28 protein-coding genes are annotated in these 24,334 nt (G+C 63.8%); 17 read left to right on the top strand and 11 right to left on the bottom strand.

Annotated features, from left to right (window positions below; genetic code table 11):
- The first annotated feature begins 5 nt into the window (after positions 1-5).
- The 4 genes from EI545_RS08330 (at position 6) to rnc (ending at position 2,736) form a co-directional block, all read left to right on the top strand.
- Positions 6-773, top strand: coding sequence for a pyridoxine 5'-phosphate synthase (locus EI545_RS08330; protein WP_125325045.1), 768 nt, complete (start codon positions 6-8; stop codon positions 771-773).
- A complete protein-coding gene (acpS, locus tag EI545_RS08325) occupies positions 770-1,177 on the top strand; it encodes a holo-ACP synthase (protein WP_125325044.1) in 408 nt (135 codons plus the stop codon). The genes EI545_RS08330 and acpS overlap by 4 nt, the downstream gene beginning before the upstream one ends.
- An 87-nt stretch (positions 1,178-1,264) precedes the next feature.
- Positions 1,265-2,050 (top strand): signal peptidase I, encoded by a 786-nt coding sequence (gene lepB / locus EI545_RS08320; RefSeq protein ID WP_125325043.1) that lies wholly within the window; start codon positions 1,265-1,267, stop codon positions 2,048-2,050.
- Positions 2,047-2,736, top strand: a complete 690-nt coding sequence (gene rnc, locus EI545_RS08315) for a ribonuclease III (RefSeq protein ID WP_125325042.1) — start codon at positions 2,047-2,049, stop codon at positions 2,734-2,736. The genes lepB and rnc overlap by 4 nt, the downstream gene beginning before the upstream one ends.
- On the opposite strand, the gene EI545_RS08310 is transcribed toward rnc, so the two are convergent.
- On the bottom strand, positions 2,733-3,221 hold the full coding sequence (locus EI545_RS08310; protein WP_245990335.1) for a thermonuclease family protein: 489 nt from the start codon (positions 3,219-3,221) through the stop codon (positions 2,733-2,735). The two genes, rnc and EI545_RS08310, sit on opposite strands and share 4 nt — an antisense overlap.
- 176 nt (positions 3,222-3,397) lie before the next feature.
- Between EI545_RS08310 and era the strand changes: the two genes are divergently transcribed.
- From era to EI545_RS08290, 4 genes are all read left to right on the top strand, one after another.
- Entirely contained in the window at positions 3,398-4,309 is a 912-nt protein-coding gene (era, locus tag EI545_RS08305) for a GTPase Era (protein ID WP_125325040.1), read from the top strand.
- Between the two features lie 126 nt (positions 4,310-4,435).
- Positions 4,436-4,771 (top strand): DUF1491 family protein, encoded by a 336-nt coding sequence (locus EI545_RS08300; protein WP_125325039.1) that lies wholly within the window; start codon positions 4,436-4,438, stop codon positions 4,769-4,771.
- Between the two features lie 36 nt (positions 4,772-4,807).
- Complete coding sequence (gene recO / locus EI545_RS08295) at positions 4,808-5,530, top strand: DNA repair protein RecO (protein WP_125325038.1); 723 nt, start codon at positions 4,808-4,810, stop codon at positions 5,528-5,530.
- A gap of 61 nt (positions 5,531-5,591) precedes the next feature.
- A complete protein-coding gene (locus EI545_RS08290) occupies positions 5,592-6,809 on the top strand; it encodes an MFS transporter (protein ID WP_125325037.1) in 1,218 nt (405 codons plus the stop codon).
- A gap of 77 nt (positions 6,810-6,886) precedes the next feature.
- Here EI545_RS08290 and EI545_RS08285 read toward each other — a convergent pair whose 3' ends face one another.
- Positions 6,887-7,900, bottom strand: a complete 1,014-nt coding sequence (locus EI545_RS08285; protein WP_125325036.1) for an NAD-dependent epimerase/dehydratase family protein — start codon at positions 7,898-7,900, stop codon at positions 6,887-6,889.
- A 65-nt stretch (positions 7,901-7,965) separates the two neighbouring features.
- Positions 7,966-9,630, bottom strand: a complete 1,665-nt coding sequence (locus tag EI545_RS08280) for an acyl-CoA dehydrogenase family protein (protein ID WP_125325035.1) — start codon at positions 9,628-9,630, stop codon at positions 7,966-7,968.
- Between the two features lie 263 nt (positions 9,631-9,893).
- On the opposite strand from EI545_RS08280, the gene EI545_RS08275 reads away from it, so the two are divergent.
- Complete coding sequence (locus tag EI545_RS08275; protein WP_125325034.1) at positions 9,894-10,670, top strand: sulfite exporter TauE/SafE family protein; 777 nt, start codon at positions 9,894-9,896, stop codon at positions 10,668-10,670.
- Between the two features lie 51 nt (positions 10,671-10,721).
- Here the strand turns inward: EI545_RS08275 and EI545_RS08270 are convergent, their stop codons facing one another.
- Positions 10,722-12,332, bottom strand: a complete 1,611-nt coding sequence (locus tag EI545_RS08270) for a phosphoenolpyruvate carboxykinase (RefSeq protein ID WP_125325033.1) — start codon at positions 12,330-12,332, stop codon at positions 10,722-10,724.
- Positions 12,333-12,688: 356 nt separating this feature from the next.
- Between EI545_RS08270 and EI545_RS08265 the strand changes: the two genes are divergently transcribed.
- From EI545_RS08265 to EI545_RS08235, 7 genes are read left to right on the top strand one after another with little or no spacing between them, the layout of a single operon-like run.
- The gene (locus EI545_RS08265; protein ID WP_125325032.1) at positions 12,689-13,390 is read left to right on the top strand and encodes a response regulator transcription factor; all 702 of its coding nucleotides are present in this window, start codon (positions 12,689-12,691) and stop codon (positions 13,388-13,390) included.
- 12 nt (positions 13,391-13,402) lie between these two features.
- Complete coding sequence (locus EI545_RS08260) at positions 13,403-15,097, top strand: ATP-binding protein (RefSeq protein ID WP_125325031.1); 1,695 nt, start codon at positions 13,403-13,405, stop codon at positions 15,095-15,097.
- Positions 15,094-15,522 (top strand): HPr kinase/phosphorylase, encoded by a 429-nt coding sequence (locus EI545_RS08255; RefSeq protein WP_125325030.1) that lies wholly within the window; start codon positions 15,094-15,096, stop codon positions 15,520-15,522. Before EI545_RS08260 ends, EI545_RS08255 begins: the two co-directional genes overlap by 4 nt.
- Positions 15,523-15,541: 19 nt before the next feature.
- The gene (gene rapZ / locus EI545_RS08250) at positions 15,542-16,456 is read left to right on the top strand and encodes an RNase adapter RapZ (protein WP_125325029.1); all 915 of its coding nucleotides are present in this window, start codon (positions 15,542-15,544) and stop codon (positions 16,454-16,456) included.
- Positions 16,453-16,848 (top strand): PTS sugar transporter subunit IIA, encoded by a 396-nt coding sequence (locus EI545_RS08245; protein ID WP_125325028.1) that lies wholly within the window; start codon positions 16,453-16,455, stop codon positions 16,846-16,848. The genes rapZ and EI545_RS08245 overlap by 4 nt, the downstream gene beginning before the upstream one ends.
- 2 nt (positions 16,849-16,850) lie before the next feature.
- Positions 16,851-17,120: an HPr family phosphocarrier protein gene (locus tag EI545_RS08240; RefSeq protein ID WP_125325027.1), complete on the top strand. Its 270-nt coding sequence runs from the start codon at positions 16,851-16,853 to the stop codon at positions 17,118-17,120.
- Between the two features lie 29 nt (positions 17,121-17,149).
- On the top strand, positions 17,150-18,040 hold the full coding sequence (locus EI545_RS08235) for a lysophospholipid acyltransferase family protein (protein ID WP_245990334.1): 891 nt from the start codon (positions 17,150-17,152) through the stop codon (positions 18,038-18,040).
- A gap of 75 nt (positions 18,041-18,115) precedes the next feature.
- On the opposite strand, the gene EI545_RS08230 is transcribed toward EI545_RS08235, so the two are convergent.
- A complete protein-coding gene (locus EI545_RS08230; protein ID WP_125325026.1) occupies positions 18,116-18,991 on the bottom strand; it encodes a 3-hydroxybutyryl-CoA dehydrogenase in 876 nt (291 codons plus the stop codon).
- Positions 18,992-19,159: 168 nt separating this feature from the next.
- Here EI545_RS08230 and EI545_RS08225 point away from each other — a divergent pair, with 168 nt between their 5' ends.
- Positions 19,160-19,987: a DUF6473 family protein gene (locus EI545_RS08225; RefSeq protein WP_125325025.1), complete on the top strand. Its 828-nt coding sequence runs from the start codon at positions 19,160-19,162 to the stop codon at positions 19,985-19,987.
- 68 nt (positions 19,988-20,055) lie between these two features.
- On the opposite strand, the gene EI545_RS08220 is transcribed toward EI545_RS08225, so the two are convergent.
- The 6 genes from EI545_RS08220 to EI545_RS08195 all read right to left on the bottom strand — a co-directional run bounded on the left by EI545_RS08220 (position 20,056) and on the right by EI545_RS08195 (position 24,289).
- Positions 20,056-20,982 (bottom strand): electron transfer flavoprotein subunit alpha/FixB family protein, encoded by a 927-nt coding sequence (locus tag EI545_RS08220; protein ID WP_125325024.1) that lies wholly within the window; start codon positions 20,980-20,982, stop codon positions 20,056-20,058.
- Positions 20,982-21,743, bottom strand: coding sequence for an electron transfer flavoprotein subunit beta/FixA family protein (locus EI545_RS08215; protein WP_125325023.1), 762 nt, complete (start codon positions 21,741-21,743; stop codon positions 20,982-20,984). The genes EI545_RS08220 and EI545_RS08215 overlap by 1 nt, the downstream gene beginning before the upstream one ends.
- A 147-nt stretch (positions 21,744-21,890) precedes the next feature.
- Positions 21,891-22,463: a cob(I)yrinic acid a,c-diamide adenosyltransferase gene (locus EI545_RS08210; RefSeq protein WP_125325022.1), complete on the bottom strand. Its 573-nt coding sequence runs from the start codon at positions 22,461-22,463 to the stop codon at positions 21,891-21,893.
- Positions 22,464-22,487: 24 nt separating this feature from the next.
- Complete coding sequence (locus tag EI545_RS08205; protein ID WP_125325021.1) at positions 22,488-22,694, bottom strand: twin transmembrane helix small protein; 207 nt, start codon at positions 22,692-22,694, stop codon at positions 22,488-22,490.
- Between the two features lie 104 nt (positions 22,695-22,798).
- The gene (locus tag EI545_RS08200) at positions 22,799-23,629 is read right to left on the bottom strand and encodes an SDR family NAD(P)-dependent oxidoreductase (RefSeq protein ID WP_125325020.1); all 831 of its coding nucleotides are present in this window, start codon (positions 23,627-23,629) and stop codon (positions 22,799-22,801) included.
- Between the two features lie 6 nt (positions 23,630-23,635).
- Entirely contained in the window at positions 23,636-24,289 is a 654-nt protein-coding gene (locus EI545_RS08195; protein ID WP_164517242.1) for an SH3 domain-containing protein, read from the bottom strand.
- Positions 24,290-24,334 lie beyond the last annotated feature (45 nt).

Here is a 24,334-nt window from a genome sequence, read left to right as displayed (position 1 = left end):
GCAGCATGACACACGCAACCCGCACGCCGCGCGCCCTTCGCCTTGGGGTGAACATCGACCATGTCGCCACGGTGCGCAACGCCCGTGGGTCCGCCTGGCCTGACCCCCTGCGCGCGGCCCTGTTGGCCGAGGCTTCGGGGGCCGATGGCATCACTGCCCACCTGCGTGAAGACCGCCGCCACATCCGCGACGGTGATATCGAGGCGCTGATGGCCGCCATCACCATCCCCCTGAACTTCGAATGTGCGGCCACGGCGGAGATGCAGACCCTTGCCCTGCGTCACCGGCCCCATGCTGTCTGCCTTGTGCCGGAAAAGCGTGAGGAGCGGACCACCGAAGGCGGGCTTGACGTAGCGGGCGACCAGTCGCGGCTGGCCGACTATATCGCCCCACTGCGCGAAGCGGGGGCCCGGGTCAGCATGTTCATCAGCCATGATGCCCGGCAGATCGATGCCTCGGCTGCAATCGGGGCGGCGGTCGTGGAGTTGCACACCGGGCTTTATTCGGAATTGCTAGCCGACGGGCATTCGGAACTCGCAGAGCGTGAACTTGCCGCCTTGCGGGCGGGGGCAGAACACGCCGCCAGCCTTGGGCTGGAGGTACACGCCGGGCACGGCCTGACCTATGACAACGTCGAACCCATCGCCGCGATCCCCGAGGTGATGGAGTTGAACATCGGCCATTTCCTGATCGGTGAGGCGATCTTCCGCGGCCTTGGCCCCGCGATCGAGGAAATGCGCCGCCGGATGGAACTTGCCCGGGGCGGGGCATGATCCTCGGGATCGGCAGCGACCTTGCCAATATCGAACGGATCGAGGCCACGCTTGCCCGCTTTGGGGACCGCTTCCGCAACCGGGTCTTCACCGAACGGGAACAGCGCAAGGCCGAAGGCCGCCCGCGCGCCGTCGCTGCGACCTATGCGAAACGCTGGGCCGCGAAAGAGGCGTGTTCCAAGGCGCTGGGCACGGGCTTGCGGATGGGGATCTCGTGGAAGGACATGGCGGTGACGAACCTGCGGTCCGGCCAGCCCGTGATGCATGTCACCGGCTGGGCGGCCGAACGCCTGCGCGCGATGACCCCCGCAGGGCATGAGGCGGTGATCCATGTCACCTTGACCGATGACCACCCCTGGGCGCAGGCTTTCGTGGTCATTGAAGCCCGCCTGTTGCCCCGCTGACCGCCATGGTGCAGCCGCCGCGCCTTGACTCCGTCCACGGCTTCCGCGCAAGAAGCGCGGGATAATGAACCGAAGGCAGGGCAGGACATGGCGAAGGACAAGGCCGAAGGCGGCATCGTCGAGACGATAAAGACCGTCTTCTGGGCACTGGTGATCGCGGGCATCTTTCGCACGCTGTTCTTCCAGCCGTTCTGGATTCCGTCTGAATCGATGAAGGACACGCTGCTGATCGGCGATTTCCTGTTCGTCAACAAGATGGCCTACGGCTATTCGAAATACTCCTGCCCCTTCGCGATGTGCCCCTTCTCGGGTCGCATCTTCGCGTCCGAGCCGGAGCGTGGCGATGTCGTCGTCTTCCGCCATCCGGTGAACGGGTCGGATTTCATCAAGCGTCTGGTCGGCATGCCGGGTGACAAGGTGCAGATGCAGAACGGCGTCCTTTACCTGAACGGGGTGGCCGCCCCGCAGGAACCGGCCGGGGTGTTCGAAGAGGTCTATGAACCCCAAGGCCCGATGCGCAACCTGCCGCGCTGTGAAAACGGCGCTGTCGGTGCAGGCGGGACCTGTACCAAGACCCGCGCGATCGAAACCTTGCCCGAGGGGCAGAAACACTCGATCCTGAACATCGACACAGCCGGGTTCGGGGACAACACCGAAGTGTTTACTGTGCCCGAAGGCCATTATTTCTTCATGGGCGACAACCGTGACAACAGCCAGGACAGCCGCTATGCGCAAGCTGCGGGCGGCGTGGGCTTTGTCCCTGCCGAATATCTGATCGGTCGGGCGGACCGGATCATGTTCTCGTCTGCCGGCAGCCGGATGCTGTATTTCTGGACCTGGCGCTCCGACCGCTATTTCAAGGCGATCGAGTGAGGCTTTCGGCCGAGCTCAAGGCCTTTGAAGGCCGCCTTGGGCACCACTTCGCCAAGCCCGAGCTCTTGATGCGGGCCGTAACCCATGCGTCGATCGGCACCGCGACCCGCCCAGACAACCAGCGGCTGGAGTTTCTGGGCGACAGGGTGCTGGGTCTGGTGATGGCCGAAGCCCTGCTGACCGCCGATACCGGCGCGCGTGAGGGGCAGCTTGCCCCCCGCTTCAATGCGCTGGTCCGAAAGGAAAGCTGTGCTGCCGTTGCCCGGGAAATCGGGCTTGGGGACGTGCTGAAGCTTGGACGCAGCGAAATGCTGACCGGCGGTCGCCGGAAAGAGGCGCTTTTGGGGGATGCGATGGAGGCGGTCATTGCCGCCGCCTATCTGGACGCCGGATTTGAAGCTGCCCGGGCCATGGTCCTGCGCCTGTGGGGCGACCGGATCGCCGGTGTCGAGACCGATGCCCGCGACCCCAAGACCGCCCTGCAGGAATGGGCGCAGGCTCGGGGCATGCCGCCGCCAAGCTATATCGAGGCTGCCCGCTCGGGCCCGGATCACCAGCCCCTGTTCACGGTAGCCGTACAGGTCGAAACGGGCGAGACTGCCGAAGCGCAAGCCGGATCAAAACGCATTGCCGAACAGCAGGCCGCAAAGGCACTGCTGGCGCGGCTGGAACGGCCGTCAACCTAAGCGCTCGTACGTGGTGGCATACGCCCTTTTTGTCTCGCATCGCAGCGCCACAGCTTCTTGCGAATTCCAGGCAGTTCAAGTGCGGAATACTTCCCACGTGAGAACTTTGGCCAATCAATCGCCATCCCTGCCTTTACCATTTCAGCCGATAGGTCTCGGCCATCGGATAGGTAGCAGGTGGCAACCGTCCGGTCATGGGAGAGGTCGCCGTCGAAGACCGCGCGCACAACTTGTCCTTTGCATAGATTCACAAGCGCCCATTTTGCCGACATGCCATAGGGGTGATCCATCTCCGGCGCGTCAATCCCAGCCAGGCGGATGCGGGTTCCGGCAATGTCGAGGGTATCTCCGTCGATCACCCAGGCTGGCCCACGGAGTTCCTCAACCTCGACTATCCTGATCTGGGTTGTCTGTGTGGTAGTCGTGATACGACTGTTCCAAGGGGTGAAATCTTCTGCAACGGAAGTCTCACGTTCGATCAGCACTGCCCTAGGGCGGCGTGAGACGCGGAAGGCGCGGGAGAGAAGTCTGAAAATGCCCATGGCTCCGACTCAAAGGGTCAATCTCTGCAAGTTGGGATAATGAAGCCGCGATGCCAACTGGCAATTGCCACCTCTTTCCCGTATGGAGCGTCTGTTGAACTAATGGATTGTTTTCGAACATGACCACACGCGCGGGCTTTGTCGCCCTGATCGGTGAACCGAACGCCGGAAAATCGACCCTGCTGAACCGGATGGTGGGGGCGAAGGTCAGCATTGTCACCCACAAGGTGCAGACCACCCGGACGCGGATACGCGGGGTCTGTATGGAAGGCCAGTCGCAGATCGTCTTTGTCGATACGCCCGGCATCTTCCGGCCGCGCCGCAGGCTGGACCGGTCGATGGTCAAGGCAGCCTGGGGCGGGGCCTCGGACGCCGATGTGATCGTGCTGCTGATCGAAGCGCATCGCGGGCTGACGGAAGGCGTGAAGCTGATCCTTGACCGTCTGGCCGATGAAATGCCGAAGGGTCAGCCGGTGGCCCTTGCCATCAACAAGATTGACCGAGTCAAGGCCGAAACCCTGCTGGCGCTGGCGGAAGAGGTGAACGCGGCCTATCCGTTCAAGAAGACCTTCATGATCAGCGCCGAAAAGGGCTATGGCGTCGCCGACCTGCGGGAATGGCTGGCGGGCGAGGTGCCCGAGGGACACTGGTTTTACCCGGAGGACCAGATCGCCGACCTGCCAATGCGGATGATCGCGGCCGAGATGACGCGCGAGAAGCTGACCCTGCGCCTGCATGAGGAGCTGCCTTACCAGCTGACGGTGGAAACCGAAAAATGGGAGGACAAGCCCGACGGCACCACGCGGATCGACCAGATCGTCTATGTCGCCCGCGATGGCCACAAGGGGATTGTCCTGGGCAACAAGGGCGAGACGATCAAGGCCATCGGCCAATCGGCCCGGGCGGATATCAGCGAATTCCTTGGGCGCACGGTGCACCTGTTCCTGCAGGTGAAGGTGCGGCCGAACTGGCAGGATGAGCCGGAGCGCTATTCCGAGATGGGGCTGGATTTCAAGGACGGCGATGCCTAGGGAGGGCAAAAGTTTTCGAAAACTTTTGCAAATTCCTTCGAAGGAATTTGGCCCCGGTCTGCGCCCGGAGCGCGGGTTGAAGCGGCGGAGCCTCCGGCGGGAGTATTTGGGGAAAGAGCAACTCGCATGAGCGCGAGGCTGGCCAGTGGCGTCTGGGTGTCAGCATACCTGACCCGGCTAAGGCTTGCGGACATTCCTGCCTATGTCACTGCCAAGGGCGATCCGACAGCGGGGGCGGTGGTCGTCAAGGTGGCGCTTCTGGACGGGACCGCGCGGGCTTTTGAACGGAGGTCGGACCTGATGACTGGCGCGCGGGCCTGGATCGTTCTGGCCGAGGGGCAGGAGGTCGAGGTGGATGCGCTTTTGGCGCGCGCCCGTGGCCGCGATCCGGACTTGTGGGTGATTGAGCTTGAAGATCGTTTGGGGCGGACGCTGCTGGATCAGGACGGGCTGTCGGATTGAGTTGCGCATGCCGCGTTGCCCACGGATAGTCGCCGGATGGATTGGCGCGACGAAGGTGTGCTTCTGTCCATGCGTCCGCATGGCGAAAGTGCCGCGATCATCGAGGTGCTGACGGCAGCGCATGGCCGCCACGCAGGCGTGGTGCGTGGCGGGGCATCGCGCAAGATGGCCGCGACCCTGCAGCCCGGCACGCAGTTGCAGCTGGAGTGGCGGGCGCGGCTGGATGACCATATCGGCACCTTTACGGTGGAACCCCTGCGGTCGCGGGCGCATCTGCTGGGCGACCGGCTGGCGCTGGCGGGGCTGATGTCGATCTGTGCACTGCTCCGGGCTGCCTTGCCTGAGCGTGAACCGCATCCTGCGCTTTGGTCCGAGACCCTGCCCCTGCTGGATGCGCTGGGCGTTGACGGCTGGACATCAGCCTACCTGCGCTGGGAGTTGCGGTTGCTTGAGGAATTGGGTTTTGGCCTTGACCTGACGGCTTGCGCCGTAACCGGGGTGACCGAAGGGCTGGCCTATGTCAGCCCGAAGTCGGGCCGCGCGGTTTCGGCCAAGGGCGCGGGGGATTGGGCCGACCGGCTGCTGCCCTTGCCGCCGGGGCTGGCTGGAACCGAAGGGTTGAGCGCCGGCGCGCTGGAGCAAGGGCTGCGCCTGACCGGCTTTTTTCTTGACCGGGGCCTGCGCCCGATCCTGAACGACCGGCCCCTGCCCGAAGCACGGGCGCGGCTGGTTGATCTTCTGGCGCGCAAGCAGGCGTGAAACGACGCAATATGTCGCACCGGTGACAGAGGCCACCCTCTGATCCGGGCGAGGGTAGCCTATGGCCACCCGATATTTGCCGCTGGCGCTGAAGCACAGCCCGACCCCGCGAATCGAGCATTTCGCCCTTCTCTCCGGTCTTGATGCCGCGATCCGGGGGATTCTGATCTCGACCATGCCGCTGGTGGTCTATGATGCCTTGGGCGATGCGCAGGCGACCTCGGTCATGTATTTCGCCGCCGGGATCGTGGCGCTGCTCTGGGGACTGATGGTGCCCTGGGCCACCCGCAAAGTGCCGCGGCGCTGGGCCTATACCGGGGGCGTGTGCCTGTACCTGATCGGCAATACGCTGGGCGCGATCGGGACCTGGTGGTCGGTGCCGATGGCGCTGATGTGCAATGCGATGGCGACAGTGACGATCTTTGTCTGCCTGAACGCCTATGTGCTGGACTATGTGGAGCGGGTGGATCTGGGGCGCAGCCAGTCGACCCAGATGGCCTATGCCGCCACCGCCTGGACGCTGGGCCCGATGAGCGGGGTGTGGCTTTACCACCAATGGGCGCCCGCGCCGTTTCTGGTGGCGGGGGCTTTTGCGCTGGTGCTGTTGGTCAGCTTCTGGGTCTTGCGGTTGGGCAACGGCAAGCAGATCACCCGGGCCAAGCGGCCAGCGGTCAATCCCTTGGGCTATCTGGGCCGGTTCTTCAGCCAGCCCCGGCTGATTGCGGGCTGGATGTTCGCGGTGATGCGCAGCTGCGGCTGGTGGGTCTATGTCGTCTATCTGCCGATCTTCTGCATCGAGGCGGGGCTGGGTGACAAGGTCGGCGGCATTGCGCTGTCGGTGACGAACGCGCTGTTGTTTGCCGCACCGGCGCTGAACCGGCTGGGCCGCCGCCTTTCGGTGCGCCGGTCGGTGCGCACGGCCTTTGGCCTGTGCGGTGCGCTGTTCTGCAGTGCCGGTCTGCTGGCTTTCCTGCCCTGGGCCACGGTGGCGCTGGTCATGGTCGCCTCGGTCTTTCTGGTCATGCTGGATGTCGTCGGTGGGTTGCCGTTCCTGATGTCCGTCAAGCCCAGCGAGCGGACGGAAATGTCCGCCGTCTATTCCAGCTTTCGGGATGTGTCCGGCATCCTGACACCGGGGGCGGCCTGGCTTGTGCTGTGGGTAGCGCCCTTGCCCGGGATCTTCATCGCTGCCGGGGTGGGGCTTCTGGCATCATGGGCGGTGGCCGGACGTCTGCACCCCCGGCTGGGCAGCGCGCGCCCGTCGCGGGGCAGGGGCTGACCCCATCAGGCGCTGGCGAGGAACCGCCCCGTCGCCAAGGACCGAGGTAGATGGCTACATCAACCCCGGTGCTTTCGTCAGGCCCAGATTTTGCCGTGCCGGACCAGCCAGTCCGCCGATGCCAGCAGCGCAGCTTTCGGCGCGATGAACTCCATCCCCATCTCCTTCACGGCGCGGGCGTTCGAGACCCGTTCCAGATGCCCGATCTTCGGCAGGATCGACCGGACCTGCGGATCGACCAGCGCCAGCAACCGCAGCAGGAAGGCCGGAGCTTCACGCGTGGGGATGCGCCGGGTGGGGTAGGCGGCTTTGAGCATGCGGCCCATGTCGACCATCGCCATCGAGCCGGAGGTTGAGAGATAGCGCTTTCCTGCCGTCTCTGGCCGCTGCAGCGCGCGCAGATGCATCTCGGCAACGTCGCGCACGTCCACCACGGGCAAGCCAAAGGCCGGAAGCATCGGATCCTTGCCCTTCAGGATCCGTTCGATCAGGCCCAGCGACGATCCATAGTGTTCGTCCAGCGGCGGCCCCAGCACGAGGCCCGGGTTGATCGTCGTCAGCTTCAGCCCCCGCGCCTTGGCCACCTCCCAGGCGGAGCGTTCGGCCAGCGTCTTTGATCTGGCGTAGGGCGTGGTTGACGGCAGATGGATGTCGCACCAATCCGCCTCATCCTGCATGAAATCGTGCTTGGCCTCATTGATGACCGCCACGGTGGATGACGTCAGCACCACCCGCTCCACCCCCGCCGCAGCGGCTGCCTTCAACACCCGTTCGGTCCCCTCGACCGCCGGGCGGATCAGCTGTGCCGGGTCCTTCGGCTGCGCGATGGGAAAGGGCGAAGCCGTGTGAACCACGGCCACGACGCCAGCTACGGCGTCAGCCCAGCCCGCATCCGCCTCAAGATCGGCCTGCACAAAACTGATAGCGCCTGCCTTGGCGGTCAGATGCGGCGTGACGGCGGCCCGCACTTCATCGGCCCGGTCCAGCCGCCGAAGGGTGCCGCGCAGATCATAGCCCGCGTTCAGCAGCTTGACCGCCACATGCTTGGCAATAAAGCCGGTAGACCCGGTAAGAAGCACGGTTCCCGACATTGGCCGCCCCCGCCCTTTCGCTGCAAGGAACAGCTTCGCAGGCGGACGGGATCAGCGCAAGAAATTCAGTCCAGCAGACGCCGCGCGATCACGGTGGCTTGTATTTCCGCGGCGCCTTCAAAGATGTTCAGGATGCGCGCATCGCACAGGATCCGGCTGATGCGATATTCCAACGCAAAGCCGTTGCCGCCGTGAATCTGCAGCGCGTTGTCCGCTGCCGCCCAGGCCACCCGGGCACCCAGCAGTTTGGCCATCCCAGCCTCAAGGTCGCAGCGGTGGCCATGGTCCTTTTGCCATGCGGAATAGTAGGTCAGCTGCCGGGCGATCATGATCTCGACCGCCATCATCGCCAGCTTGCCCGCAATGCGGGGGAAGGCGATCAGCGGTTTGCCGAATTGCTTGCGGTCCAGCGCGTATTGCATTCCGGTTTCCAGCGCCGATTGCGCCACGCCCACGGCCCGCGCTCCGGTCTGGATGCGGGCAGATTCGAAGGTCTGCATCAGCTGCTTGAAGCCCTGACCGGTCACCCCGCCCAGCAGGTTTTCGCCCTTGACCTTGAAGCCGTCGAAGGCCAGTTCGTATTCCTTCATGCCGCGATAGCCGAGCACTTCGATCTCTCCACCCGTCATGCCGGGGGTGGGGAAGGGGGCGTCATCCGTGCCGGGGGTCTTTTCGGCCAGAAACATCGACAGCCCGCGATAATCGGTGGTGTCGGGCTCGGTCCGGGCAAGAAGGGTCATCACATGCGTGCGGGCGGCGTGGGTGATCCAGGTCTTGTTGCCGGTGATCGTCCAGTCATCGCCGTCGCGGACCGCACGGGTGCGCAAGGACCCAAGGTCAGACCCGGTGTTCGGTTCGGTGAACACCGCAGTCGGCAGGATTTCCCCGCTGGACAGTTTGGGCAGCCAATGGGCCTTTTGCGCGTCGGTCCCGCCACAAAGGATCAGCTCGGCGGCAATTTCAGTGCGGGTGCCAAGGCTGCCCACCCCGATATAGCCGCGCGACAGTTCCTCGCTGACGACAACCATCGCGGCCTTGGACAGGCCGAAGCCGCCGTATTCCTCGGGGATGGTCAGGCCGAAAACGCCCATCTCGGCCAGTTCGGTGATCACCTCCATCGGGATGAGTTCGTCCTTGAGGTGCCAGTCATGCGCGACGGGGATGACCTTTTCATCCGCATAGCGGCGGAACTGATCGCGGATCATCTCAAGCTCATCATCCAGCCCCGGGGCACCAAAGGTGGCGCGACCGTGGTTGTCCTGCATCAGCGCGACAAGCGCCCCCCGCGCCGCAGCCGTGTTGCCCTGCGCCATCAGGCGGGTTGCGGCGTCCGACGGGGTCCAGCTGATCTCCATGTCCGTCAGGCGGGCAGATTCCAGCTGGCTCATCGGGATACCGCCCGCGATCTGGGCCAGGTATTCGCCAAAGCCGATCTGCAGGATCAGCGCCTCCATCTGGCCGAACTGGCCAGCGTCCGAAACCCGGCCTGCCCAGGCGCGCAGCTGGCGCAGGCCTTCCAAATAGGTGGCAAGCCAGGCAACGGCATGGGCCTGATGCTGCCGTTCCTCCAGCGCTTGCGAGGACAGGCGTCCGCCAACCGTCACCTCCGTCCGCAGCACTTCGCGCGCTTCGGCGAACAGCGCCTCAACCTCTGGCAGGGCGGCGGCGGTCAGGTCCAGCACATCGGCAAGGATCGGGGTCTGGGTCATGGCTTGTCCATCATGCGGCATCTGGGCCCCTCCGGTCACAACGGGATTCTGCACCTGCGAAGACCTAGCGCCTTCGCAACTGCAGAGCAATTAGATTTCGCTGGCGGCAGGGCAAGCGAATGAAAATGTCGCAGCGGATTTTCGATGGCACCCGGTTGCCACGCCGCCAAGGCTGCACATCCGTCGCAAGATGCTCCTTGCCGCAATCGGTAGCGCAAACAGGCATGCAGCCCTCTTCCCCCCGTCATCCGACTGCGCCACAAGGGCAGGGAAAGGGCTACCCCATGTTCGAATTTCTGTTGGCCGGCCTGTCAATACAGGCCTTCGAAGCCGCCCTTGCCGTGAGCTTTCTGGCCGGTCTGGTCAAGGGAACCGTTGGCTTTGCGATGCCGATGATCCTTGTGTCAGCCTTTGCCATCTTCCTGCCCCCTGATCTGGCGCTTGCCGGGCTGATCCTGCCGACGCTGACCACCAACCTGTCGCAGGCCTTTCGCCAAGGCGTGCCCGCCGCGCGCCAGACGGCGTTCACCTACCGCCGGTTCCTGATTGGCACGGTGATCTGCATCGCCATTTCAGCCCCGTTCTCCGACGCCATCCCGCGCGACGTCTACCTTTTGCTGATCGGCGTGCCAATCACCGCATTCGCGGCATTGCAACTGATCGGGGCCGACCTTTCGATCAAGCTGCAGCATCAGGACCGCGCAGAATGGGGGCTTGGGGTGATCGGCGGGCTTTATGGGGGGATCTCTGGCATCTGGGGGCCGCCGCTTCTGGTGTTCCTGCTGTCCACCGGCGCCGACAAGGCCGAGGCGATCCGCGCGCAAGGGGTGGTCTTCCTGATTGGAGCGGTGGCGTTTCTGGGCGCGCATCTGGGCACCGGGGTGGCAGATAGCCGGACGCTCGCCTTTTCCGCCGCCCTGTCCGTCCCGGCGCTGGCGGGGCTGTTTCTGGGTTATGCGGTTCAGGATCGGCTTGACCAGCAGCGCTTTCGCCGCTGGACGCAAGGGCTTTTGGTGGTGACGGGCCTTAACCTTGTGCGGTTGGCATTCGTCGATTCCTGAAGGCCGCTCGCCTAAGTCAGCAAGCGGCCCTCCGGCTTTCCCGTCCGCCCATCAGCCGATGGCTGCCGCCTTCACGTCGGCATCGATGAAGGGGACGTACTGGGCAAAGTTCTTCTGGAACATTTCCACCAGCTTGCGCGCCTGCGCGTCGTACTCGCCCGGATCGGCCCAGGTGCTGCGCGGGTCCAGCAGGCCCTTGCCGACGCCCGGCACGGCCACCGGAACGTCAAAGCCGAACACCGGATCCCTGCGGAAGGTCACCCCGTTCAGTGACCCGTCCAGCGCCGCCGACAACAGCGCCCGCGTCGCCATGATCGGCATCCGCTTGCCCACACCATAGGCACCCCCGGTCCAGCCGGTGTTCACCAGCCAGCACGACGCGCCCTGCCGGTTGATCTTGGCTTGCAGAAGCTTGCCGTAAACCTCGGGGCGGCGCGGCATGAAGGGCGCGCCAAAGCACGTGCTGAACGTGGGCTGCGGTTCGGTCACCCCCCGCTCGGTCCCCGCGACCTTGGAGGTGAAGCCGGACAGGAAGTGATACATCGCCTGCGCCGGGGTCAGCCGGGCAATGGGGGGCAGCACGCCGAAGGCATCGCAGGTCAGCATCACCACATGGCGTGGATTGCCGCCAAGGCCCGTGGCCGACGCGTTCGAGATCGCCTCAAGCGGGTAAGCGCAGCGGGTGTTGTCAGTCAGCGAATTGTCGGCAAAGTCGAGTTCCAGCGTTTCCGCGTCATAGACCATATTCTCCACCACCGTCGCAAAGCGGTGCGTGGTGGCATGAATCTCCGGCTCGGCCTTGGGGTCAAGGTTGATGGTCTTGGCGTAGCAGCCGCCTTCAAAGTTGAAGATGCCCCGGTCTGACCAGCCGTGTTCATCGTCGCCAATCAAGGTCCGGTCGGGCGCGGCGGAAAGCGTGGTCTTGCCAGTGCCCGACAGGCCGAAGAACACTGCCGAATCCACCGGGTTGCCGACCGCGTGGTTGGCGCTGCAATGCATCGGCATCACGCCCTTTTCCGGCAGCAGGTAGTTCAGCACCGTGAACACGGCCTTCTTGTTTTCGCCCGCATAGGCCGTGTTGCCGATCAGCACGGTCTTTTCGTCAAAGTTCAGCGCGATGACGGTTTCCGTCCGGCACCCATGTTTGGCCGGGTCAGCCTTGAAGCTGGGGCAGTTGATGATCGTCCAGTCCGGCACGAACCCATCCAGTTCCTCACGCGCGGGGCGGCGCAGCAGATGGCGGATGAAAAGGCCGTGCCAGGCAAGCTCGGTCACCACGCGCACGTCCAGCCGATGCAGCGGGTCTGCGCCGGCATAAAGGTCCTGCACGAAAACCTCGCGCCCCTGCAGATGCGACAGCATGTCGGCCTTCAGGACCGAAAAGGCATCCGGCGTCATCGCGGCGTTGTTTTCCCACCAGATGCTGTCCTCGGTCGCAGCTGTGCGGACCACGAACTTGTCTTTCGGTGACCGCCCGGTGAAGGTGCCGGTGCTGCACAGGAACGCCCCGCCCTTGCCCAGACGCCCCTCGCCCCGCGCGACCGCGGCCTCGACCAGTGCCGCCTCGACATAGTTGTAGTGGGCGACCGCCACACCCGAGATGCCTTGGTGGTCCAACTGGTGAAGAGGGTTCACGCGTCCGCGAGTGGATTGGTCTGTCATCCTGCAAGCTCCCGTTGCCACACCTGCCGATGTGGCGGTTCCTACCCATGGGCATCCGGGCCAATGAATGCCGTGACACGACATTTCGGGTCAGGTCACCAGCGGCCTATAGCATGACGATTCTGCCCTAGAATAGCATGTTTTCAAAGCGTTAGCGCAATCATTCTGCCGTTAGCGCCACCATGGCGAACCATCGCGGACTTGTGGGCCAAAATCCCCGTCTGGTCGGCGAAATTGCCACCCTTCGCCGCAGTTCTGTGGGGGTGATTCGGTTTCCTGTTGATTATCCGGCCCCAAGGACCGACACTGGCGGCAAAATATGCTTGTGGCAGTAGCAGTTACAGGGAGGCTCGCAGATGTCGCGCATCGCTTTGGTGGATGACGACCGGAACATCCTGACCTCGGTCGCGATGACCCTTGAGGCGGAAGGGTTCGAGGTCGAGACCTACAACGACGGCCAGTCCGCGCTTGAGGCGTTCAATCGCCGCATGCCGGATATGGCGGTTCTTGACATCAAGATGCCAAGGATGGACGGGATGGACCTGTTGCAGCGCATGCGGCAGAAGACATCGATCCCCGTCATCTTCCTGACATCCAAGGATGATGAGATTGACGAAGTTCTGGGCCTTCGCATGGGGGCCGACGACTATGTCAAAAAGCCCTTCAGCCAGCGCCTTCTGGTGGAACGCATCCGCGCGCTGTTGCGCCGGCAGGAAGCGATCAACACCGGCGAAGCGGCGGCCACCGAAGAAACCCGGATGATGGAACGCGGCGCCCTGCGGATGGACCCGCTGCGCCACTCGGTCACCTGGAAGGGGATGGAGGTGTCGCTGACCGTCACCGAATTCCTGTTGCTGCAGGCTTTGGCCCAGCGGCCCGGCTTTGTGAAATCGCGCGATCAGCTGATGGATGTGGCCTATGACGATCAGGTCTATGTCGATGACCGCACGATCGACAGCCACATCAAGCGGCTGCGCAAGAAGATGCGGTCGGTTGACGATACCTTTTCGGCCATCGAGACCCTGTACGGGATCGGCTACCGCTACAACGAAGAGTGACGGCCCAAAGGCATGACCGCGGCACCCAGGATCGGACTTGAAGACCCGCGGCCGAAACGGTCGGGTGATGTCCTTCTGGGCGAAGACTGGGTTTCCCCCGAAGCTACCGTCGAACGGCTGAAGGACGGCCGCGGCGGTCGCAGCATTGTGGCGCTGAACCGTTCGCCGCTTGCGCGCAAGATCATCGTCTTCAACCTCATGGCGCTGGTCATGCTGGTGGTGGGCGTTCTGTTCATGAACCCCTTCCGTGACAGCCTTGCCCTGCAGCGGCAGCAGGGCATGGCGCGGCAGGCCGAACTGATTGCCAACATATACCAGGCGCAACTGCGTCCCGGCTCTGCCGGGTTCGATTTCCGTCAGCCGCTGGCGGATATCGACGTTGATCCGATGGTGGAAGTGTTCCTGTTCGATCCGACCGGCCGCATCATCGCCTCCAAGGTCGGGCAGGGCACGGATACGCTGCTGGCCAACCGGGGCCAGCCGACGATTCTGACGGACTTCCTTGAAGGCGTCTGGACCTGGGTCACCGCGATCCTGCGTCAGGGCAGGGCGGTCACCACCGAAACCATCGACGCTGCCCAGCAGGCACAAGTTGCCTTCGACGCTGCGCGCGGCGGGGATTCCATCACGCGCATCGCGCGGGATAGCGAAGGCAGCCTTCTGTTTTCGGTCGCAGCCCCAATCACGGTATCGGGCGAGATTGTGGGTGTTGTGGTCCTGACGTCCACCTCGGCCGAGATTGACCGTCTGGTCCGCTATGAACGCGAACAGATCCTGCAGATGTTCCTCTTGGCTGTCGCCGTATCCATCGGGCTTAGCCTGATGCTGGCCTCCACCATCTCCAACCCGCTGTCCGACCTTGCCGCCGCGGCTGAGCTTGGCCGCGACCGCGATGCCCGCCGGGTTGCCCCCAGCCGCGTCCGCATCCCCGACCTTGCCGCCCGCCCGGACGAAATCGGGCGCCTGTCGGTGGCCATGCGGGGCATGGTTTCGGCGCTTTATGACCGGATCGACGCGAATGAACAGTTTGCCGCCGATGTGGCCCATGAAATCAAGAACCCGTTGGCATCCTTGCGGTCAGCCGTGGGGTCGCTGCGCTTTGTCAAAAAGGAAGACCAGCGCGAGAAATTGCTGGATGTGATCGAACATGACGTCCGCCGTCTGGACCGTCTGGTCAGCGATATTTCCAACGCGTCCCGACTGGACAGCGAACTGGTCAAGGAAGAGGAAGAAGAATTCAACCTGCTGAAAACCCTGTCCAACCTGTGCCAGTATCTAAGCCAGCAGGCCGGCGAAAAGGGCGTGGACTTCATCATTGACCTGCCCGCCGACCCGATCGCCATCCATGGGCTTGAGGCGCGTCTTGCGCAGGTCTTCGTCAATCTGGTGACCAACGCAATCTCGTTCTGCGAAGAAGGCGATGCAGTGCGGGTCTGGGCCCGTCGCCGCGAAAACCGCGTGCTTGTCGTGGTCGAGGATACCGGCCCCGGCATCCCCGAGCAGGCGCTGGCCAAGGTGTTCAAGCGCTTCTACTCGGAACGCCCGCAGGCCGAGTTTGGCCAACACTCCGGCCTTGGTCTGGCCATCTCAAAGCAGATCGTCGAGGCGCATGGCGGGGTGATCTGGGCCGAAAACATCCGCCCCACCGCCGCCGACCCCACGTCCGAACCCTTGGGCGCGCGCTTCGTCGTCGGCCTGCCCGTGTGACCGACCCCGCCACCCAGACGCTGCACGCCTCTTGTGTGGCGGTGGGGGATCGGGGGCTTTTGATCCTTGGGCCGTCCGGGTCGGGCAAGTCGTCTCTGGCGCTTCGGCTGATCTCACTTGGGGCGTCGCTGGTGGCTGATGACCAGACCCTGCTTTCGGTTGAAACCGGCCGCCTTGTCGCCCGTTGTCCCGGCCCGATCCGCAGCCTGATCGAAGCTCGGGGTGTCGGCCTACTGCGTGCACCCACGGTGGAAACCGCCACGATCGCCCTGGTGGCCGATCTGGGACGGGTGGAAGACCAGCGCTTGCCCCCCCTTCGCAGCTTCACGATCCTGGGATGCACGGCTGATCTTGTGCTGCACCCGCAGAATGACCATTTTCCCGATGCGCTGATGCTCTATCTTCGTCACGGACGGCAGGCATAGGCCCTGCAGGACGCACCCAATGATCGCCAACCCCGAACCTGATCACCGCTTTGTCTTTGTCACCGGCCCCTCGGGCGCCGGGCGGACAACTGCGATTCGCGTGCTTGAGGATCTGGGCTATGAAGGCATCGACAACATCCCCCTGTCGCTGGTTCCCCGCCTGATCGAGGGCACGCCCCTTGGCCGCCCCATCGCGCTGGGCCTCGACGTGCGCAACCGCGACTTCAACGCCACCGCCCTGATCGAACTGATCGACAGCCTGACCCGCGACCCCCGCGTGGCTTTGGATGTCCTGTATCTTGACTGCGCGCCATCGGTCCTGATCCGCCGCTTTTCCGAAACCCGCCGCCGTCACCCGCTGGCCCCCGCCGAAACCCCCGCGCAGGGGGTGGAGCGTGAGATTGACCTGCTCGCCCCAATCCGGGTGCGGGCCGACCACCTGATTGACACGACCGACCTGACCCAGCACGACCTGAAAGCCGAAGTCGCGGCCCTGTTTGACACCGGGGCAACCGGGCGGCTTTCCGTGTCGGTCCAGTCCTTCAGCTACAAGCGTGGGGTGCCGCGTGGGGTCGACATGATCTTTGACTGCCGCTTTCTGGCCAACCCGCATTGGCAGCCCGACTTGCGCGCGCTGGATGGCCGCGACCCAACAGTCGAAGCCTTTGTCCGCGCCGATCCGCGTTTTGCTGAATTCTTCCAGAAGTTGCAGGATTTGATCCTGTTTCTCCTTCCGGCCCATGTGGACGAAGGCAAGGCCCACCTCGCCATCGGTTTTGGCTGCACCGGAGGGCAACACAGGTCGGTCGCCGTAGCGGAACTGGTCGGGAACGCGCTTGCAGATGCCGGCTGGCCGGTGTCAAAACGACACCGGGAACTTGAACGCAAGGCGGCCTCTGGCGCGCCTGACGCAACGAAGGTGGCAGTCGCTTGATCGGTATCGTGATTGTGGCGCATGGCGGGCTGGCGCGGGAATATCTCTCGGCGGTCGAGCATGTCGTGGGCAAGCAGGACGGTGTCCGCGCCATTGCCATTGAAGATGACCATGACCGCAGCGCCAAGCAGCAGGAAATCTGCGTGGCCGCCGATGCGGTGGATACCGGGCAGGGCGTAGTCCTTGTGACAGACATGTTCGGTGGGTCGCCGTCCAACCTGTCGCTGCCCGCCTGCGCCACCACCGGTCGCCGAATCCTGTATGGTGCCAACCTGCCGATGCTGATCAAACTGGCCAAATCGCGCGACATGACCGTGCCTGAGGCTGTCGCCGCCGCGCTTGACGCCGGGCGCAAATACATCAACGCCCTCGATCTTGGGACTGGGGGCTAAGAATGACCAGCCGCACGTTGCGCATCGTCAACGAAAAGGGTCTGCATGCCCGCGCCAGCGCCAAGTTTGTCGAAGTGGTAGAGGCACATGATGCCCGGGCCGAAGTGCTGAAGGACGGCCTCTCCGTCTCGGGCGACAGCATCATGGGGCTTTTGATGTTGGCAGCCTCGCGCGGAACCACTATTGAGGTTCAGACATCCGGGGCAGAAGCGGGGAAGCTCGCCGATGCGTTGGAGGCCCTGGTTGCAGCCCGCTTCGGTGAGGAGTATTGAAGCGCGCTGGGGATGAAGGCAGTCGCTTCGTGACGGAACAGACGCATATCGGGAAAGCGGGCGAACCGCTGGAGGGTCTGGCGCCTGTTGCTCCGGCTGAGCCCGTTTATGACATGCGCCGGCTGTCCTATGCTGGCACTTTCAAGAACCCGTTCAAGGCTGGCACGATTCGCACCATCGAATGGGTGACCGCCAAGGTGCAGCTTCTGCGCCTGATCCGCAGCTTTGAAAAATCCGGCGCCCCGCACGGCGCGCCCTTCTGGCCCAAGGCGATCCGCCACATGGGCATCCGTATCGACACCCCGCCCGAAGAAATCGCCCGCATCCCCGCGACCGGCCCCTTGGTTGTGGTGGCAAACCACCCCTCGGGTCTGGTTGACGGCATGGTCATGGCCGAGATGATCAATCGCGTCCGGTCTGACTTCAAGATCCTCACCCGCTCGCTCCTCACCGGGATCCCCGAGGTCGAGGAGTTCATGATCCCAGTGCCCTTCCCGCATGAGGACAACGCCCGCGAACTGGGCCTGAAGATGCGCGATGACACGATGAAGCACCTCAAGGCCGGGGGCGTCATCATCGTCTTCCCCGCAGGGAAGGTCGCGATGAGCCCCGGCTGGTGGGGCAAGGCTGTCGAGGCGGAGTGGAACGTCTTCACCCACAAGATCGTGAAATCCTCGGGCGCGACGATCCTGCCGATCTACTTCCCCGGCCAGAACTCCCGCGCGTTCCAGATCGCCAATCAGGTCAGCGACACGATCCGCCAGGGCCTGCTGCTCTATGAAATCAAGCGCAGCCTCTTCAAACCCCAGCGCCCGGTCATCGGCCACCCGATCCCGGCCGAGGAGTTGAAGAAATGGGAGGGCAACCCGAGGGGCTTCCTGGCCTGGCTGCGTGAGCATACGCTGGCGTTGGGCAAGTAGACCCTCCTCGTTCGACTTCGTCTCCTCGTCGGAGGCCCGCGCGAGGAGTGACGAAGTCATCGACGAGCAGCCCTCTTACCTTGTCGGCACTGGCACTTCGCCCCGGTAGTCATAGAACCCCCGCTGGGTCTTCCGACCCAGCCACCCCGCCTCGACATACTTCGTCAGCAAGGGACAGGGCCGGTACTTGGTATCCGCCAGCCCCTCATGCAGCACGTTCATGATCGCAAGACACGTATCCAGCCCGATGAAATCCGCCAACTCCAGCGGCCCCATCGGGTGGTTGGCGCCCAGCTTCAGCGATTCGTCGATCGACTTCACGCTGCCGACCCCTTCGTACAGCGTATAGACCGCCTCATTGATCATCGGCATCAGGATGCGGTTGACGATGAATGCGGGGAAATCCTCGGCACTCGCCGCCGTCTTGCCCAGCTTGCGGACGACCTCGTGCAGGGTGTCCCATGTCTCCTGATCAGTCGCGATGCCGCGGATCAGCTCTACCAGCTGCATCACCGGCACCGGGTTCATGAAGTGGAACCCCATGAACTTTTCCGGCCGGTCCGTCCGGCTTGCAAGACGAGTGATGGAGATCGACGAAGTGTTCGACGTCAGGATCGTCGTCGGCTTCAGATGTGGCAGAAGGTCCTCGAAGATCGCCTGCTTGACCGTCTCGCGTTCCGTCGCGGCTTCGATGATCAGGTCGCACTGGCCCAGATCGGTCAGCTTCAGCGTCGTCTTGATCCGCCCAAGCGCAGCACGCTTGTCGGCGGGCATGACCTTGCCGCGTGCCACCTGCCGTTCGATGTTGCGTTCGATCACGGCCAGCGCCTTCGACAGGCTGTCTTCCGAGATATCGGTCATCAACACGTCATAGCCCGCAAGCGCAAAAACATGGGCAATGCCATTGCCCATCTGGCCCGCGCCAACCACGCCCACCTGCCTGATGTCCATCGCAACGCCTCCTGTTGACTGTTCGCTTATGCCCGCTGGCCCCGGCCCGCGCAAGGATGGGCGCGCCAAGGGAAAATGCCTCGACTTGTCCTGAACCGCCCGATTTTAGCCAGTCGGCAACCACTCTCTGCAACGCTTGGCCCGGGTAGCTGACAATCGGGTGGTGTGATGATGCCAGTACAGGCGGGCGCGGGGGCGCTCGACTATTTTCCATGCCGTTATGGCGCATCACGGGCCCTGTTTCGGGGGCCGGAGCGGGATCTTTCCGGCGCCTACATCGTGGCACTGGGCGGGTCGCCGACCTTTGGAAAATATGTCGCCCGGCCCTATCCGGTGCTGCTGGAACGCGCTGTTGGCCAACCTGTCGCCAATCTGGGTGGGCTGAACGCAGGCCCTGATTTCTATCTGTCTGACCCTGCGGCACTGCGCGTCGCCTCTCGCGCGCAGGTGGCAATCCTTCAGGTCACCGGTGCCGATGGGCTGTCAAACCCGTTCTATACCGTCCACGCCCGTCGCAATGATCGCTTCCTTGCCGCCACCCCGGCCCTTCGTGCGCTTTACCCTGAGGTCGACTTTGCCGAGATTCACTTCACCCGCCATCTGCTGTCGGTACTGGCCCGCACCGATGCCGCCCGCTTTGACCAGCTGCGTGCGGGGCTGCAGGCCAATTGGCTTTGCCGAATGCGTCAGCTGATGGCACATCTTCCGATTCGTCGGGTTCTGCTGTGGCTGGCCAACGCCCCACCGCCGCAGCGGTCGGAAGATCTTGATCCCGGTTTGGGGCCCCTGCTTGTCACGGCAGACATGCTCGCGGCCCTGTGCCCGGTCTCCACCGCGCTGGTGGTCGCCGTGCCAAGCCCGTTCGCACGGGCCGAAGGTCCCGCCCGCATGCACGTCCCGCTGACTGAGGTGGAACAGGCCCGCCATCTGCCCGGATCAGCCGCGCATCACGAGGTGGCGGCGCTGCTGGGCCCGGTCATCGCCCGCATGCTTTGACACGCAAAAGGGGGCCAGCTGCCTGACCCCCTTCAACCGATTCCCCAAGATGGGCTATGCTGCCGACCTTAAAGCTTTTCGATCATCTCTGGCACTGCGGTGAACAGGTCTGCGACCAGCCCATAATCCGCTACCTGGAAGATCGGGGCCTCTTCGTCCTTGTTGATCGCGACAATGACCTTGCTGTCCTTCATCCCCGCCAGATGCTGGATCGCGCCGCTGATGCCGACCGCAACATAAAGGTCAGGCGCCACGACCTTGCCAGTCTGCCCAACCTGCCAGTCGTTCGGCGCATAGCCGCTGTCCACCGCCGCGCGTGAGGCACCGACAGCCGCATTCAGCTTGTCGGCCAGCTTTTCGATCAGCGCGAAATCGGCCTGGGAGCCAACGCCACGCCCGCCCGAAACCACGATCCCGGCACTGGTCAGGTCCGGCCGGTCGCTCGACGCCACCTTGTCCTCGACCCAGGCCGACATTCCGCCGTCCACGCTGGCCGAGATCTTCTCGACCGCCGCAGAACCGCCCTTGCCTGCGGCGTCAAACGTCGCAGTGCGGATGGTCATCACCTTCTTCGCGTCCGACGTCTTGACCGTCTGGATCGCGTTTCCGGCATAGATCGGGCGCTCGAAGGTCGACCCGTCGATGACTGAAAGCACCTCGGAAATCACCATCACGTCCAGCAGCGCCGCCACACGCGGCAGCACGGATTTGGACAGCGCGCCCGAAGGCGCGACGATATGCTCGTAGTCGCCGGCCAGCGACACGACCAAGGCTGCCGTCGGCTCCGACATGCCGTGGCAATAGGCGTGGTCATCGGCAAACAGCACCTTGGCCACACCGTCCAATGTCGCAGCCTCGGCCGCCGCAGCATCACCGCCCGTGCCAGCCACCAGCACCGTCACCGGGCCCAGCGACTTTACCGCGGTCAGCGTCTTTGCCACCTGATCGGTCGCCAGCTGGCCGTCATTCACATCGGCAAGAAGAAGAACGGCCATCAGAGCACCCCCGCTTCGTCTTTGAGTTTCGCAATAAGTTCGGCCACCGAACCCACCTTCACGCCCGCCTTGCGGCCTGCCGGTTCCACCGTCTTGACGACCGCCAGACGCGGCGTGACGTCCACACCGTAATCCGCCGGGGTCTTGGCCGCCAAAGGCTTGGCCTTGGCTTTCATGATGTTGGGCAGCGACGCATAGCGCGGCTCGTTCAGGCGCAGGTCGACCGTGATGATCGTCGGCAGCTTGACGGTGATGGTCTGCAGACCGCCATCCACTTCCCGCGTGACCTTGGCGGTGTCACCCTCGATCGCCACTTCGCTGGCAAAGGTCGCCTGGCTCCAGCCCAGCAGCGCCGACAGCATCTGCCCGGTGGCGTTCATGTCATTGTCGATGGCCTGCTTGCCGCACAGGACCAGACCCGGAGCCTCTTCCTTCACGACCGCTGCCAGCAGCTTGGCCACGGCCAAAGGCTCGATATCGACATGCACGTTATCGGTGGCTTCGATCAGGATCGCGCGATCCGCCCCCATCGCCAGCGCGTTGCGCAGCGTTTCCTGCGCCTGCTTCACGCCGATCGACACAACGACGACTTCGGTCGCGATGCCCTTCTCCTTCAGCCGGATTGCCTCTTCTACGGCAATCTCGTCGAAGGGGTTCATCGACATCTTCACATTGGCCAAGTCCACGCCCGACCCGTCCGCCTTGACGCGCACCTTCACGTTGTAGTCGATCACCCGCTTGACCGGGACCAGCACCTTCATGGAAGCACCTCTTTCGTTCCGCGCCATACAGGCGCACAAGCTCTTGCCCGCCTGTTACCGCAGCGAAAGCCCTCGGAACAGAGCAAATACGACACCTTCCGGCGACACGACGCCGCGTTCTGATCGTAAAGGCCGATCAACCGCCGTTCAGCGCGTCAGGCCCGGCACCCAAAGCACGTCATCCTTGCCATCATTGTTGGCAATCCGGCCTGCCACAAAGAACCAGTCCGACAAGCGGTTCAGATAGCGGACCGCGTCGGGATTCACGTCCTCCATCGTCGCGGTTTCCACCACCAACCGCTCGGCCCGGCGACAAACCGTGCGGCACAGATGCAGCTGCGCGGCGAGAACCGACCCACCCGGAAGGATGAAACTGCGCAGCGGTGTCAGCTTTTCGTTCATGGCGTCGATCTCGCGCTCCAGCCGGCTGATCTGCCCCTCGATCATCCGCAAGGGCGTGTAGCTGAGGCCTGCATCCAGATGACGGTCGGGCGTGCAAAGATCAGCGCCAAGATCGAAAAGGTCGTTGGAGATCCGCTTCAGCGCCTCTGCCATGTCGCCGGTCGCATGCAGTCGCGCCAGTCCGACGGTGGCATTGGTCTCATCCACCGTGCCGTAGGCGCTGACCCGGACCGAATGCTTGGCGACCCGCGCGCCATTGCCCAAGGCGGTTTCCCCGGCATCGCCGGTTTTCGTATAGATCTTCGACAGGACGACCATCTTATTCCCCAGTCACGTTTCGCGTCAGTTGCCGCGTGCGCGCAGCCAGGCAAAGGCCACGATGGCGATCACCGCCACGAACTGCACCCCCAGCCGCCAGCGCATGATCTTGTTTGCGTTGCGCTTGTTGAACTCGCCACCTTTGGCGAAAGTGCCAATACCGAACAGCAGGATCGCCAGCACGACAAGGCAGGCGATTGCGGCGAAGGCAAACAGCGGATCGGAAAACATGGGTGCACTCCCTTTCAGGGTGATTTAGGCGCGCGTGCCGTAAAAGCGAAGCAAATTTTGTGGCCAGCTGCAGCGCACGAATTTTCGCCGAAAATTCGTGGCGATCAGCCCTTCGCGATCAGCCAGTCCAGCGCCCGCGTGGGCAGGACCCGCCGGGCAAAGCCCATCAGATAGGTCGGCACCGTCACATAATAGCGCGCCTTGGGCCGCCGCGCGTCAAGGGCATGGATCAGTTTGGCCGTCACCGCGGCGGGTTCCAGCTCGAAAGCGTCCTTTTTCAGCTTCTTGTCGTAAAGCCGCCCGCGCAACGACAGATACTGGTCCCGCCGAGCCGAATGTTCCCAGTCGATCCACTTCTCGAAATGCGGAATGGCGTTTTCACGGATCTTGGTCGCGATTGGCCCGGGTTCGATCAGGATCACCTCGATGCCAGTGCCCTTCATCTCGATCCGCAGCACGTCCGACAGCCCTTCCATGGCGAACTTTGTCGCCACATAGGCCCCGCGCCACGTCAGCCCCACCAGCCCAAGCACCGAGGAGCAGTTGATGATCCGCCCATGCCCCTGCGCCCGCATCAGCGGGATCACCTGACGCGTCAGGTCATGATAGCCGAAAAGGTTGGTCTCGAAGATTTCGCGCAGCGCGCCCCGCGGCAGGTCCTCGACCGCGCCAGGGCAGGCGAAGGCCCCGTTGTTGAACAAGGCATCCAGCGTGCCGCCTGTGCGCGCCACGACCTCGGCAACGGCTTCGGTGATGCTGTCTTCGTCGGCATAGTCGAGCCGAAAGCTTTCCAACCCCTCGGCGCGCAGCTTGGCACAATCCGCCTCTTGCCGGCAGGTAGCAAAGACACGCCATCCGCGCTGCCGCAGCACCCGCGCAGCGTCAAGGCCAATGCCCGACGAACAGCCGGTGATCAGAATCGAGCGGGCGGTCATGTGCCGTCAGGGCGCCTCGGGGCTAAGGTAGCGCAGCGCGACATAGCCCTCTACGCCGTCACCCTGGATCACGATCCGCGCCCATTCGCCGTCGTAATCCTCAACCAGCAGCGCAGCTTCGCCATTGGCCAGCTTGCCCAGCACCTCGGCCTCGGTTGTCGGTGCGGCGCGCACGTTCACGGACGTCGCATTCACATACCAGATCGTGCCGTCCCCCGGTGGCTGGATTGCCGGTGTATCCACCGCAGACGTATCGACCACCGAACCCGCTTCGCCCGGGACCAATTCATTGCCCAAGGCTGACAGGGTGAAGACCGGCTCTTCCACGGCCTGAACAACTTCGCGCACGGGTTCGACATAGGGATCTGGCTCGACAGATGCCTCTGCCGTCGCTTCCGCGATGGCGGCATCCACAGCCTCGGCAACGGGCTCTGCAACTGGCACGGCAACCGGTTCGGGCACCGGTTCAGCCTGTGCCGCAATCTCAACCGGTTCAGCCTCTGCCGCAATCTCAACCGGTGCAGGCTCTGCGTCCGCCACCGGCAGCCGGCCTTCTGCCGCGGCTTTCGCCAGACCCGGACGCATCTGCCCGCGATCCTCGCCCAACAGCATCAGCGCGCCGATCATGGCAACACACAGGAGCAAGGTCAGTCGCAGCATTGGGAATTCCGTCAATTGATTGCCCCTCTCATACCACAGGCCGGG

Source organism: Tabrizicola piscis, assembly GCF_003940805.1.
Lineage (GTDB): Bacteria > Pseudomonadota > Alphaproteobacteria > Rhodobacterales > Rhodobacteraceae > Tabrizicola > Tabrizicola piscis.
This window is presented reverse-complemented; position numbering and strand designations above follow the sequence as displayed.

Excerpts from the sequence above, each read along its gene's own strand:
- EI545_RS08200 (WP_125325020.1), bottom strand. The coding sequence starts at position 23,629 with ATGACCGCCCGCTCGATTCTGATCACCGGCTGTTCGTCGGGCATTGGC.
- EI545_RS08215 (WP_125325023.1), bottom strand. The coding sequence starts at position 21,743 with ATGAAGGTGCTGGTCCCGGTCAAGCGGGTGATCGACTACAACGTGAAG.
- EI545_RS08225 (WP_125325025.1), top strand. The coding sequence starts at position 19,160 with ATGATGCCAGTACAGGCGGGCGCGGGGGCGCTCGACTATTTTCCATGC.
- lepB (WP_125325043.1), top strand. The coding sequence starts at position 1,265 with ATGGCGAAGGACAAGGCCGAAGGCGGCATCGTCGAGACGATAAAGACC.
- EI545_RS08230 (WP_125325026.1), bottom strand. The coding sequence starts at position 18,991 with ATGGACATCAGGCAGGTGGGCGTGGTTGGCGCGGGCCAGATGGGCAAT.
- EI545_RS08210 (WP_125325022.1), bottom strand. The coding sequence starts at position 22,463 with ATGGTCGTCCTGTCGAAGATCTATACGAAAACCGGCGATGCCGGGGAA.
- EI545_RS08330 (WP_125325045.1), top strand. The coding sequence starts at position 6 with ATGACACACGCAACCCGCACGCCGCGCGCCCTTCGCCTTGGGGTGAAC.
- era (WP_125325040.1), top strand. The coding sequence starts at position 3,398 with ATGACCACACGCGCGGGCTTTGTCGCCCTGATCGGTGAACCGAACGCC.
- EI545_RS08205 (WP_125325021.1), bottom strand. The coding sequence starts at position 22,694 with ATGTTTTCCGATCCGCTGTTTGCCTTCGCCGCAATCGCCTGCCTTGTC.
- EI545_RS08280 (WP_125325035.1), bottom strand. The coding sequence starts at position 9,630 with ATGCCGCATGATGGACAAGCCATGACCCAGACCCCGATCCTTGCCGAT.
- EI545_RS08265 (WP_125325032.1), top strand. The coding sequence starts at position 12,689 with ATGTCGCGCATCGCTTTGGTGGATGACGACCGGAACATCCTGACCTCG.
- EI545_RS08270 (WP_125325033.1), bottom strand. The coding sequence starts at position 12,332 with ATGACAGACCAATCCACTCGCGGACGCGTGAACCCTCTTCACCAGTTG.
- EI545_RS08275 (WP_125325034.1), top strand. The coding sequence starts at position 9,894 with ATGTTCGAATTTCTGTTGGCCGGCCTGTCAATACAGGCCTTCGAAGCC.
- acpS (WP_125325044.1), top strand. The coding sequence starts at position 770 with ATGATCCTCGGGATCGGCAGCGACCTTGCCAATATCGAACGGATCGAG.
- EI545_RS08220 (WP_125325024.1), bottom strand. The coding sequence starts at position 20,982 with ATGGCCGTTCTTCTTCTTGCCGATGTGAATGACGGCCAGCTGGCGACC.
- rapZ (WP_125325029.1), top strand. The coding sequence starts at position 15,542 with ATGATCGCCAACCCCGAACCTGATCACCGCTTTGTCTTTGTCACCGGC.
- EI545_RS08240 (WP_125325027.1), top strand. The coding sequence starts at position 16,851 with ATGACCAGCCGCACGTTGCGCATCGTCAACGAAAAGGGTCTGCATGCC.
- recO (WP_125325038.1), top strand. The coding sequence starts at position 4,808 with ATGGATTGGCGCGACGAAGGTGTGCTTCTGTCCATGCGTCCGCATGGC.
- EI545_RS08290 (WP_125325037.1), top strand. The coding sequence starts at position 5,592 with ATGGCCACCCGATATTTGCCGCTGGCGCTGAAGCACAGCCCGACCCCG.
- EI545_RS08195 (WP_164517242.1), bottom strand. The coding sequence starts at position 24,289 with ATGCTGCGACTGACCTTGCTCCTGTGTGTTGCCATGATCGGCGCGCTG.
- EI545_RS08285 (WP_125325036.1), bottom strand. The coding sequence starts at position 7,900 with ATGTCGGGAACCGTGCTTCTTACCGGGTCTACCGGCTTTATTGCCAAG.
- EI545_RS08300 (WP_125325039.1), top strand. The coding sequence starts at position 4,436 with ATGAGCGCGAGGCTGGCCAGTGGCGTCTGGGTGTCAGCATACCTGACC.
- EI545_RS08260 (WP_125325031.1), top strand. The coding sequence starts at position 13,403 with ATGACCGCGGCACCCAGGATCGGACTTGAAGACCCGCGGCCGAAACGG.